Below are 11,524 nucleotides of genomic sequence, written 5' to 3' on the forward strand. Positions count from 1 at the left end.
GCCTGTTTCGCGCCCGGCCGGGATTGCTGTACGCTTCCGATTAGATATCCGCCGCTTCGCCTCTGTCAACGTCATTGGACAGCGGCGGGCGAAGCTTCGCGAGGCACGAGCGACACCAATGTGGCAAAATCTATCCTTGCGCGGGCGCATCAACCTTCTGCTGGCGCTGCTGCTGGCGCTGGGGCTCGCCGTCAATATCGGCCGCCAGGTCGCGGAGGCGGGTCCCCGCGTGCAGGCCGAGGACCAGAGCGTGATCCGGCTCGCACGCGAATTCATCGAGATGATCGTGGCCGATCTCAAGGAGGCGCCCGATCCCGATGCCAGGCTGAACCAGATCGCGCGCGATCTCAGCCGTCTGCGCCATGTCAGCATTACGCTTCGGGACGCCGGCGGCAATGCGCAGACACCGCCCCGGCTTGACGCCGATGCGGACACGCGCGGGCCGCCGGCCTGGTTCGTCAGCCTGGTTCATCCCGAGCAGACCGCGGTGAGCGTGCCGGTCTCGATCCATGGCAAGCTCGGCTCGCTCCTGATCACCTCGCATCCCGATGACGAGATCGCCGAGATCTGGGACGGCATCGTGACCCAGCTCGAGGTCGGTACGGTGATCGCGCTGGCACTGTTTTTCCTGATGATGAGTGTGGTCGGCCGGGCGCTGGCACCGCTCCAGTCGCTGGCGGAGGCAATGGGGAAGCTCGAAGACGGACATTACGAGGCCCGTGTCGCGCCGGGCGGCGCGCCGGAGCTCGCCGCAATCTGCACCAGGCTCAACCACCTGGCCGCAACCCTCGGTGAGGCGGTCGAGGACAAGCGGCGCCTCGCCGAGCGGGCGGTGTCGCTCCAGGACATCGAGCGCAAGGAGATCGCGCGCGAGCTCCACGACGAGTTCGGGCCGTACCTGTTCTCGCTGCGCGCGCATGCCGGCGCGCTGGCGAAGCAGGCGGACGGACGCGTCCCGAGCGCAGAGGCCGTGCGAAAACATGGCAGCGCCATGCTGGAGCAGATCAACGCGCTGCAGCAGTTCAATCGCCGCGTGCTGGAACGGCTCCGCCCCGTCGGTCTTGCCGAGCTCGGGCTGCGCCAGGCGCTCGAATCGCTGTCGCGGCTGTGGCGGGAATCGCATCCCGATGTCGCGATCGAGACCGTGATCTCGCCGTCGCTCGGGGTCACCGGCGAGACCGCCGATCTCACCATCTACCGCATCGTGCAGGAGGCGCTCACCAACGTGTTCCGCCACGCCGGCGCGACCTCGGTCAATGTCGTCATCGAGCCGGCGGAGCAGATGGCCCAAGACGGCCGCTTCTGCGCCCGGGTGCGGGTCAGCGACAATGGCCGCGGCATGGAGCCGGGCCAGAAGCTCGGCTTCGGCCTCGTCGGCATGCGTGAGCGGATTCTGGCGCTGGGCGGCACGCTCAACGTCGTCTCCGGCGACGGCGGATTGACCGTGGAGGCGCTGGTTCCGACCGCGGCCGCCTGATCGCTCCCGAAGTGATCGGGAAAAATTCCCGATTTGCTCGGGAAAACGGGTGCGGATAACGCCCGATCTTTTGTGGCTGGCGCGCGACCGGCCGCCGATTACACTTCGTCTCAACCAATCGGCGAAAATCAAAACAGCCGGTGGTCACGGATGGGAAGGCGGGGATGGGCAAGGTTCTTTCGTTCAAGCGTCGTTTATTGATGGCCTCGGTGTCGGCCGGTCTGGCGTCCGGGGTGCTGTTCGCGGGCCCCGCCGAGGCCGCGCAAGACGAGGAGACCAACGTCCAGAATCTGCCGCCGGTCGAAGTGGCGGCACCGCCGCCGTCGGTAGCGAGGCGTACCGCGCCAACGCGACCGGTCGCGCGCATCGGGGCAGCGTCGTCCGCCGCCCCGAAGACACGGCTTTATGTCTACCCGACCTCGCCGGGCACCGGCAGAGGTCTCGATGTCGACAAGGTCCCGTCGGCGATCAACGCCGTCGATGTCAGCCAGATCAAGCGCACCGGCTCGCTGAACGTCACCGACGCGCTGCGCGACAACATCGCCGGCGTCAACATCACCGAGGTCACCGGCAATCCGTTCCAGCCGGATGTCGAATTCCGCGGCTTTGTCGCTTCGCCCGTGACCGGCACGCCGCAAGGCCTTGCGGTGTATCAGAACGGCGTCCGCATCAACGAAGCCTTCTCGGATGCCGTCAATTGGGACCTGATCCCGACCGCTGCGATCAGGTCGGTGACGCTGGTCACCAACAATCCCGCTTTCGGCCTCAACGCGCTCGGCGGCGCCATCAATCTGCAAATGAAGGACGGCTTCACCTATCAGGGCGCCGAGATCGACGTGATGGGCGGCTCGTTCGGCCGCGTCCAGGGCTCGGCGCAATGGGGCAAGCAGGTCGACAAGAACTTCGGCGTCTATGCCGCGCTCGAAGGCCTGCGCGACAACGGTTTCCGCAATTTCTCGCAATCGACCGTGCGGCGCTTCTACGGCGATGTCGGCTACAAGGCCGGCGACAGCGAATTCCACGCCAATATGGGCGTCGCCAAGAACGATTTCGGCGCCAGCGCCACCGTTCCGGCCGAGCTGCTCGACAAATATTGGGGCGCGACCTACACCACGCCGCAGACCACGTCCAACCGCGTCGGCTATCTCAACCTGACCGGAAAGGCCGATGCGACGCCGACCTGGACGCTCGAAGGCACCGCTCGTTTGCGCCGGTACGAGCAGAAGATCGTCGACGGCAATCCGACCGACGTGCAGGAGTGCGCCGCTTTGGGGCTGCTGTGCTTCGGCGACGATACGACGGCGGCCAACGGGACCAACGGCGCGCAGCTTGCCAATCCGTATCCGCTCGGAACCATCCTCGGCGAGATCGACCGGGGCTCCATCCGCTCGACCACCTTCGGCGTGTCGGGGCAGGCCACCAACACCGATCAGCTGTTCGGCCACGACAACCGCTTCGTGGTGGGCACGAGCTATGATGCCAGCGTCACGCGCTATACCGCCACCGCCGAAATCGGCTCGATGGGCGAGAACTACGTCGTCAGCGGCAGCGGCCTCTTCCTGGGGCCGACGGGCTCACCAGCCACCGTTGCCGGCCCCGTCTCGCTGCGGACCGTCAACCAGTATAACGGCCTCTACGCGATGGACACCTTCAACGTCACGGAGGCCTTCGCGATCACCGGTGGCGGCCGCTTCAACGTGGCGCGCATCACGCTCGAGGATCAGCTCGGCACCGATCTCAACGGTGACCACACCTTCACCCGCTTCAATCCGGTGATCGGCGGCACCTACAAGATCACGCCGGAGCTGACTGCCTATGCCGGCTATTCCGAGGCCAACCGCGTGCCGACGCCGCTCGAGCTCGGTTGCGCCGATCCGGCCCGGCCCTGCCTCATCGCGGCGTTTCTGGTGTCGGACCCGCCGTTGAAGCAGGTCGTGTCCAAGACCATCGAGGCCGGCTTTCGCGGCACGAGGGAGCTGAACATCGGCACGCTCGGCTGGAAGGTCGGAGGCTTCCGCGCCACCAATTACGACGACATCGTCGCCGTTCCCGCGGTCGGACGCACCGGCTTCGGCTATTTCTCCAATGTCGGCCGTACCAGGCGCCAGGGACTCGAGGCCGAGGTCAACATCAAGTCGCCGACGCTTCAGTTCCAGGCCAGCTATGCGTTCGTGGACGCACGCTACCTCGATGCTTTCGAGCTGGGCTCCGAAAGCCCGTTCAGGGATCCCGTGACCGAGACCATCCAGGTTTCGCCAGGCAACCAGCTTCCCGCGATCCCGCGTCACCGCGTCAAGGTCGGCATCGACTACGCCGTGACCGACGTCTGGAAGGTCGGCGGCAACGCACTGTTCGTGTCCAGCCAGTATTTCGTTGGCGACGAGTCCAACCAATATTCCAAGTTGCCATCCTACACGGTATTCAACCTCCACACCTCCTACCAGGTGGCGAAGAACATCCAGCTCTACGGCCGGGTCGACAACGTCTTCGACAGGCGCTACGCCACCTACGGACAGTTCTTCGACCGCGAGGCCTTGCCCAACTTCACCAACGGCGGCAATGACTTCACCGATCCGCGCTCGCTGAGCCCGGCGAGGCCCCGCGCGTTCTATGCGGGCATGCGGGTGACGTTCTAGGCACGGGTGCCGGCTGCGCCGGGGCAGAGAGTTCCCCACCGCCTTGGGCGGACGGCTTGCGTAAAATGTCCTGCCTCCGGCATCATGCGCCCGGAGGTTCGCTTTGCCGTGTCGTTGAAAAATCCGGATGCCGTCGCCGCTATCGTTACAGCGCTCCGACATGTTTACGGCGATGAGGTCGCCCGCCTCATGCTGGTCGAGGGCATGAGCCTGGCCGACCTGATCGATGCGATGTTTTCTGCGCCATTGACGCATCGCGAGGCCGTTCGAGATATCACCGACGGGCTGGACGATTTTGTCATTTCACCAGACCTGGGTCTCATGTGGCACCTCAGGTACATCTACGCAGACGAGCCCGGCTCCCTGCACGTCGTGGACATGGAAATCGCCACGCCGAATGGCACGCTGGCAAGCAGAGACGTCTGGCTTCGTCTGGTCTCTTAAAGGCGAGCCGTTTTCGCTGCCAATCCTTCGGCTTGGGAAGCGCCCGACAGCTTGCAGGACACCCTGCGACTGACAAACCGGGAGTTGGCGCGAATTTAGTCCCGGCTCAGCCGTTCTCTCAGGAATTCGATGAAGCGTTGCGTCTTGGCGGGGAGCAGCCGGGTTTCGGTGACCGCGTAGATGGTCATCGGCAAGCCCTGCCATTGCGGCATGATACGGCGCAGTCGGCCGGCTGCGACTTCATCGGCGACGATCTCTTGCGGCATGAACGTGATGCCCATGTCGAGCGTCGCCAGGCGGCGGAGCATGCCGATGCTGTTGAGGTGGAAACGGCCGCTGACGCCGGCTTCGACCGTTTGCGTTCCGTTGTGCAGCGTCCAGGTGCCCACCCTGGTCTGGCAGAGGCATTGATGATGCGCGAGGTCCGCCGGTTCGTCCGGCTCGCCGTTCTCTTCGAGATAGCGCGGCGAGGCGTAGAGATGGCCGTGCAGGCGAGCGAGCGGCCGCGCGATCATATGGGAGGCCTCGGATTCTCCGACGCGGATCGCCAGGTCGTAGGGTTCGGAGACCAGATCGACGCGCCGCGGCGTCAGGTCGAACTCGAAATCGATGCCGGGATATTGCCGTGCGAATTCGGTAATCAACGGCGCCAGATAGGTGTTGGCGAAATCCACCGGCAGTGAGACGCGCAGCAGTCCGCTCGGCCGCGCCAGCATCTCGCCGAGNNCGCCGAGTTGCTCGTGCGCCAGGCGCGCTTCGTCGACGATGCGCTTGCAGCGCTCGAAATAGAGCTGGCCGGCTTCGGTCAATTCGATCCTGCGCGTCGTCCGGTTCAGCAGGCGAAGCCCGATTTCCTTCTCCAGGAGGCCGATCCGTCGCGACAGGGTGGAGTTGGGCATGTCGAGGACCGCTGCGGCGCCCCGGAAGCTCCTGGCCTTCACGACCTCGACGAACAGCGCCATGTCGTTCAACAGCTCCATCGAATTATCCCATACATGGATCAATCTGTTCCATTATACGGCATTTATTCCATTAGGTGGAAGCTCCACCTCCCTTCTCTGCATCATCGAGAAGGAACTCGCCGTGAATTCGCTCTTCAGTCCCGTCCGCGTCGGCGGACTTGAACTTCCAAACCGCCTGGTCATGGCGCCCATGACGCGCTCGCGCGCCGATGCCAGCGGCGTTCCCGGCGGCCTCGCGGCCGAATATTACGCGCAGCGCGCCGGCGTCGGCCTGATCGTCACCGAGGGCACCCAGCCGTCCGATGACGGGCAGGGCTACATGACCACGCCGGGCATCTACACGCCCGCGCATGTCGCCGGTTGGCGCAAGGTCACCGACGCCGTGCACGCCAAGGGGGGCCATATCTTCATCCAGCTCATGCATGCCGGACGCATGTCGCATCCCGACAACACGCCGCATCACCGGCAGGGCGTGGCCCCGTCCGCGATCGCGCCCGATACGCCGATGTTCACGCCGAAGGGCATGCAGGATATCCGGCAGCCGCGGTCCCTCGCGATCGACGAAGTGCGCCGGACCGTCGGCGACTTCCGCGATGCCGCGCGTCACGCCATCGCGGCAGGCGCGGACGGCGTCGAGATCCATGGCGCGAACGGCTATCTGGTCCAGCAGTTCATTGCGCCGAGCGCGAACACCCGGACCGACGCCTATGGCGGCTCGATCGANNCTATCGCCATCTGGTCGCTGAGCTCGACAAGCTTTCGCTCGCCTACCTTCACATCATGCACCAGGGCGACGACCACCTGCTCGCCGACCTCCGCAGACTGTGGCGCGGCAAGCTGATCGTGAACAGGCCGGGCCGTCCGCGCGATCGTATCGGTTCCGACGTCGCCGCGGGGCTGGCCGATCTGGAAGCATACGGCCAGATGATCCTGGCGAATCCCGATTTTCTGACCCGCCTGAAATCCGGTGCGCCGCTGAACGAGGCCGACCGCAGGACTTTCTTCGGCGGTGATGCAAGCGGGTACACCGACTATCCCGCATGGGACGCGGCTGCCGCCGTCTGAGGACTGGCGGTCATCACATTCATCGGCTCTGCGCTGCGACTGCGGCGCAGAGCGCTCATTTTCATTCAATGCTTGCGGAAGGCACCTGAAGTGAAACGCGTGGAATTGGACAAGAGCCTGAACGTGACTCTACCGTCGCTCGAAAGCCTCCGGGTCGATGGACTGAATGTCGCGGTGATCGGCGGCACCGGCGGGATCGGTCGGGCATTCAGCCGTCAACTCGCAGCCAGGGGCGCGAATGTCCTGGTCATCGGTCAGACCTTCCGCGACCAGGACATGCCGCGCATCACGTTCATGAAGGCAGATCTGAGCTCGATGCGGGATGCGCGCCGCATTGGCAGCGCGCTGCCCGCCGGCAAGATGGACATCATCGTCTTCACGACCGGCATCATGGCAGGCCCCAAACGCGAGGTGACGGGCGAAGGCATCGAGCGCGACCTTGCCGTCAGCTATCTGAGCCGCCGCGTCATCCTCAACGAGATTGCTCCGCGACTTGGCAAGGACCGCGCCCGGGCCGACCTGAGGCCCCGCATGTTCGTCATGGGATTTCCGGGGACGGAGCAGAGGGCGAATGTCGACGACCTGAACTCGGAACGAAGCTACAAACGGTTCGCCGCACATTCGAACACCGTGGCCGGAAACGAAGTGCTCGTCATCGAGGCGGCCAGCCGTTTTCCCGACGTCGATGTGTTCGGCCTCAACCCCGGTTTCGTCAAGACCAACATCCGCGCCAATCTGCTCGGGTCGCGCGCGCTGTTCGCCGTCGTGGAATGGCTGACCAGCTTCATGATGGTCGAGCCGGATGTTTATGCCGAGCGGTTGGTTCCGCTCCTGGTGTCGCGCGATCTCAACGGCCGCAGCGGTGCGATGTTCAACAACAAGGCGGAGGCGCTCCTGGCGAGCCCGTCGTCCACGGAGCCGTCCTATGCGGCCGCGCTGATGGGGGCCTCCGACAGACTCGTCAGTCGCGCGCTGGAAGGTCGAGCGGGGAAGGGTACATGACCGGGCTTTCTCTCCAGGCCTGCGCGGACAGACCGCCCGATGGTCCTTTACCGTTCAGAAACCATGGCAAATGATCCTAAAATTTTAACGAAACTGCTCGGCTGTCTGCGCGTCGATTCGCTGGAGGGCCCGTCTGATGACAGAGCACCAGTTGAGAGAGCAGGAATGCCAGATCGCGCGCTATCGGCGCTTGGAACGGGAGGTGACGGATCCACTTGCCGCGTGCCTGCTTCACGGCATCGTCGAGGAGCTTGAAGCCGAGCTGCGCAAGGAAAGGCCGGATTGGCACGGGCCGCGTGATTAACGGTTTCTTAGTGCTATCATGCGGATTGTTGTGCGGGAATGCCAGGGAGACTGCTCCCATGCTGAAGGACGGGACATATGCGGCGTGGTACAAGACGCCGCTCGACCAGGGGACCGGGATCGTCCATGTCGCAGACGGACAGATCTGGGGCCGCGACAGCCTGATGACGTATCATGGCTCGTGCCGGGTCGATGGAGATCGCTTCACCGCCACCGTATCAACGAAGCGTCATACCGACGGACGTGCAACGGTCTTCGGCGTGGAAGACGAGCTCACCCTGGATATCGAGGGAAACTGTCCCGGCAAGATCGCGACTTACACCGCGACGGCACAACAAGTGCCGGGAATGATCCTCAAGGGCACGCTCATTCTGACCGAACAGCAGCCGCAGGCAAGTGAGCGAACCGAGCAGTTCCCGGCATTCAATCCCGACAAGCTGCCAAAGCTGCCGAAGCGCTCGCGCTGAAAATTTCGTATCGCGATGCGTGACGTCAGGGGCCAGCTGACCGGCTGCTCCAGCGAGGCGAGGGACATCATTTGTCCTCCGGCCTGCCCCGGGCGAGTATCGCGGCTTGTTGCAGGGTGATGCTTCGGACCAGGGGATCCGCATGACGGTGCACGAGTTGCCAATCCGTGCCATCCTTGCGGTAGACCTCGGTTACGCGCAACGACCAGTCTTGGGCCGGTAATCCGCCCACTTCGGCCCGCTGGTGTTCGATCATTGCGAGAACGACGAGCGCGTCCGATGCATAGGTTTGCAAGACCTCGAGCTCGGTTTCGCCTTCCCTGAAGTATCGCGATAGGTCGGCCAGGCGCTTGGGGCTCGCGTCGAATCCGCGACTGGCAGGCCCGCCGAAGGGCTGCATCAACGTGAAATCCGGCGCGATGCGGACGAGCTCGAGCCAGCGATCCATGTCGCCACGCATGAACGCGGCATTTTTCGCGCGGGCACGTTCGATGAGGCTGGCTGTCGCGTCGTTTGCGACGGCCTCATCAGCTGAAAGCTGAACGGACAGCGGAATTGCCGCCGTGGCGGCCATCATCGAGCGCCGCGACATCTTCTCCTGCCGGTCTGGCCAATTGTTCACACCGGGCGGTCTCTTGGCCATTTCACGTCTCCTGATCGAACGACGAATGACCCCATCCATGAGACCTTGATCTTGATGAATCCAGCGATATGATTTCAGCAATATGCTGAACCAAATTGATCTATCCAGGATCGACCTAAATCTCCTCGTGCTCTTCCGCTTGGTTCTGGAAGAACGTCATGTCGCGCGTGCTGCAGCCCGGCTGAGCCTGACGCCGTCGGCTGTCAGCCATGCGCTTGGCCGGCTCCGTCTCTTGCTGAACGACCCGCTGTTTCTGCGGACGCCGAAGGGCGTCGTTCCAACGGCGCGGGCCTTGGAGCTCGAGGAGCCCGTGACCGAGATCATCGCGCGCATCGAACAGCTGATCGGCTCGGCTGCACCGTTCGACCCCGCGAAGAGCCGCCGCCGGTTCACGATTGGCGCCCCCGATGCCGTACTGGTCTCGACATCCGTTCAGCTCCTGCGATCGATCGCGACTGCGGCCCCCCATATCGACCTCGCCCTGATCCACCTGATGCCTGCGCCGCGCGGCGGCGCGATCGGGGAGCCCTGGCACCAAAGCCTCGATATGCTCGAAAGACGCGAGCTCGATGTCGCAATGCTGCCGCTGCCGACGGTATCGCCGCGATTCGAGGCGCGCAGGCTCTACGACGAGGATTTCGTGCTGGCCATGCGCAAGGGACATCCTCTCGCGAAAGCGCCCACCCGTGCTGCATTCTCGCAGTCACAGCACCTGCTGGTATCTCTCAGTGGTGAAGCGCGCGGTTTCGTCGATCAGATGTTGGCAAAGCGCGGCCTCGAGCGCCGCATCGCCTTGACCGTCCCGAATTTCATGATGGCGCTCGTCCAGCTTTCAGGATCTGATCTGATCGCGGCATTGCCGCGCCGATTGGTGGAGCACCACGCCGGCCGTTTCGGCTTGGTGTTCGTCGAGCTGCCTTTTGCGCGTAAACCGGATGCGATCCGCGCGATCGCAACCAAGGCGGCGATGAGAGACGCCGGCATCGCGTGGCTCATGCAGGTCGTGGTCAGCGCAATCGGAGCAGGGCGGCCCTAAAGCTGCCCCTCTGAAGCCGAAAACTATTCATCCGACGCCGAAAAGTGACGGCATTGTGCCTGCCGCACCGTCTACGTTTGCTGGATCTGGGTCCTCCCAGACGCGCTTCTCAAATGGCCTCGAACTGTTCATTGTGCCGGGCCGAAACCAAGAGAGGCGGAGCAGCATCAATGTCGGACAAGGTCTCGCGTCGCCGGTTCGCGAAGCTCGCGGGGTTGTCCGCAGCCGGGGTGACAAATCCGCTTGATCTCGTCGAGGCCAGGCCGGCATCGCCGCCGCGCAATGTCAGCGGCTTTCCGCAAAACTTCGTCTGGGGCACGGCGACCTCGTCCTATCAGGTCGAGGGTGCGGTCAACGAGGACGGGCGAGGGGCCTCGATCTGGGACAAGTTCGTGCGCATCCCCGGCAAGATCGAGGACGGCACCAATGGTGACCGCGCCAATGAGCATTATCACCGCTACAAGGAGGACATCGGCCTCATCAAGGCGCTCGGCTGCAAGGCCTACCGCTTCTCGGTGGCCTGGCCGCGGCTGTTTCCGGACGGCGACGGCAAGCCCAATCCGAAGGGGCTCGACTTCTACAATCGTCTCGTCGACGAGCTCTTGAAGAACGGCATCGAGCCGTGGCTGACGCTGTATCACTGGGATCTTCCGCAATCGCTGCAGGATCGCTTCGGCGGCTGGCGTTCGACGGAAACCTGCAAGATCTTCGGCGACTACGCCGCCTATGTTGCCGAGCATCTGACCGACCGTGTCAAAAACGTGTTCACGCTGAACGAGAGCGGCCGCTTCGTCTATTTCGGCTACGGCATCGGCATCGACGCGCCGGGCGTGACGCTGCCGCAAGCCGAGGTCAACCAGATCAGGCACAACAGCGCGCTCGCGCACGGGCTCGCGGTGCAGGCGGTGCGCGCCCATGGCCGCCGCGGCACCAGAGTGGGGCCGGCCGAGAACATCGATGCCTGCGCGCCCGCGATCGACACGCCGGAGAACGTTCGTGCCGCGGGAATCGCGCTGCGCGAGATGAACGCCGGCTATCTCAACGTCATCATGACGGGCCGCTACACCGACGCCTTCCTGAAATTCGCCGGGCCCAACGCACCGAAATTCACCGATGCGGAGCTGAAGATCATCTCCTCGCCGGTCGATTTCCTCGGCCTCAACATCTACGCGCCGCAGAATTATGTGGTGGCGTCCGACCAGGGTGCGGGCTTCATGCCGCTGCCGATCCCGAAATCGTTCCCGCACATGAACTCGGACTGGCTGCGGGTCGGGCCGGAGACGCTCTATTGGGTGCCGAAGCTGGCGGCAAAGATCTGGAAGACGGACGCGATCTACATCAGCGAGAACGGCGCCTCCGGCGACGACGTCGTCACGCCCGACGGCAAGATCTACGACACCGACCGCATCATGTACCTGCGCAACTATCTCGCCCAGCTCCAGCGCGCCACCGCCGAGGGCGTGCCGGTGCGCGGCTATTTCCTCTGGAG

10 protein-coding genes and 1 pseudogene are annotated in these 11,524 nt (G+C 64.1%); 9 read left to right on the forward strand and 2 right to left on the reverse strand.

Translation table 11 applies throughout. The features are described from left to right. The first annotated feature begins 118 nt into the window (after positions 1-118). The 3 genes from AABA86_RS33080 (at position 119) to AABA86_RS33090 (ending at position 4,557) form a co-directional block, all read left to right on the forward strand. Entirely contained in the window at positions 119-1,477 is a 1,359-nt protein-coding gene (locus tag AABA86_RS33080) for a histidine kinase (RefSeq protein ID WP_212250361.1), read from the forward strand. 164 nt (positions 1,478-1,641) lie between these two features. After that, positions 1,642-4,113, forward strand: a complete 2,472-nt coding sequence (locus AABA86_RS33085; RefSeq protein WP_338309736.1) for a TonB-dependent receptor — start codon at positions 1,642-1,644, stop codon at positions 4,111-4,113. Positions 4,114-4,197: 84 nt separating this feature from the next. After that, positions 4,198-4,557: a hypothetical protein gene (locus tag AABA86_RS33090; protein ID WP_212250357.1), complete on the forward strand. Its 360-nt coding sequence runs from the start codon at positions 4,198-4,200 to the stop codon at positions 4,555-4,557. A gap of 95 nt (positions 4,558-4,652) precedes the next feature. Here AABA86_RS33090 and AABA86_RS33095 read toward each other — a convergent pair whose 3' ends face one another. Then, positions 4,653-5,537: a LysR family transcriptional regulator gene (locus tag AABA86_RS33095; protein ID WP_338309737.1), complete on the reverse strand. Its 885-nt coding sequence runs from the start codon at positions 5,535-5,537 to the stop codon at positions 4,653-4,655. A 103-nt stretch (positions 5,538-5,640) separates the two neighbouring features. On the opposite strand from AABA86_RS33095, the pseudogene AABA86_RS33100 reads away from it, so the two are divergent. The 4 genes and pseudogenes from AABA86_RS33100 (at position 5,641) to AABA86_RS33115 (ending at position 8,356) form a co-directional block, all read left to right on the forward strand. Then, a pseudogene (locus tag AABA86_RS33100) lies at positions 5,641-6,584 on the forward strand (alkene reductase). Between the two features lie 123 nt (positions 6,585-6,707). Then, positions 6,708-7,586: an SDR family NAD(P)-dependent oxidoreductase gene (locus AABA86_RS33105; RefSeq protein WP_338309738.1), complete on the forward strand. Its 879-nt coding sequence runs from the start codon at positions 6,708-6,710 to the stop codon at positions 7,584-7,586. 136 nt (positions 7,587-7,722) lie between these two features. Further along, on the forward strand, positions 7,723-7,890 hold the full coding sequence (locus AABA86_RS33110; protein ID WP_162832255.1) for a hypothetical protein: 168 nt from the start codon (positions 7,723-7,725) through the stop codon (positions 7,888-7,890). 58 nt (positions 7,891-7,948) lie between these two features. After that, positions 7,949-8,356 (forward strand): hypothetical protein, encoded by a 408-nt coding sequence (locus tag AABA86_RS33115; RefSeq protein ID WP_212250348.1) that lies wholly within the window; start codon positions 7,949-7,951, stop codon positions 8,354-8,356. Positions 8,357-8,423: 67 nt separating this feature from the next. Here AABA86_RS33115 and AABA86_RS33120 read toward each other — a convergent pair whose 3' ends face one another. Further along, the gene (locus tag AABA86_RS33120) at positions 8,424-8,999 is read right to left on the reverse strand and encodes a YybH family protein (RefSeq protein WP_338309739.1); all 576 of its coding nucleotides are present in this window, start codon (positions 8,997-8,999) and stop codon (positions 8,424-8,426) included. 82 nt (positions 9,000-9,081) lie between these two features. Between AABA86_RS33120 and AABA86_RS33125 the strand changes: the two genes are divergently transcribed. Further along, positions 9,082-10,035 (forward strand): LysR family transcriptional regulator, encoded by a 954-nt coding sequence (locus tag AABA86_RS33125; RefSeq protein WP_338309740.1) that lies wholly within the window; start codon positions 9,082-9,084, stop codon positions 10,033-10,035. Positions 10,036-10,205: 170 nt separating this feature from the next. Beyond that, positions 10,206-11,524: GH1 family beta-glucosidase (locus tag AABA86_RS33130; protein WP_338309741.1), on the forward strand; the 1,319-nt coding region annotated here is incomplete at its 3' end.

This window comes from Bradyrhizobium sp. TM233, from assembly GCF_036247965.1.
Lineage (GTDB): Bacteria > Pseudomonadota > Alphaproteobacteria > Rhizobiales > Xanthobacteraceae > Bradyrhizobium > Bradyrhizobium ottawaense.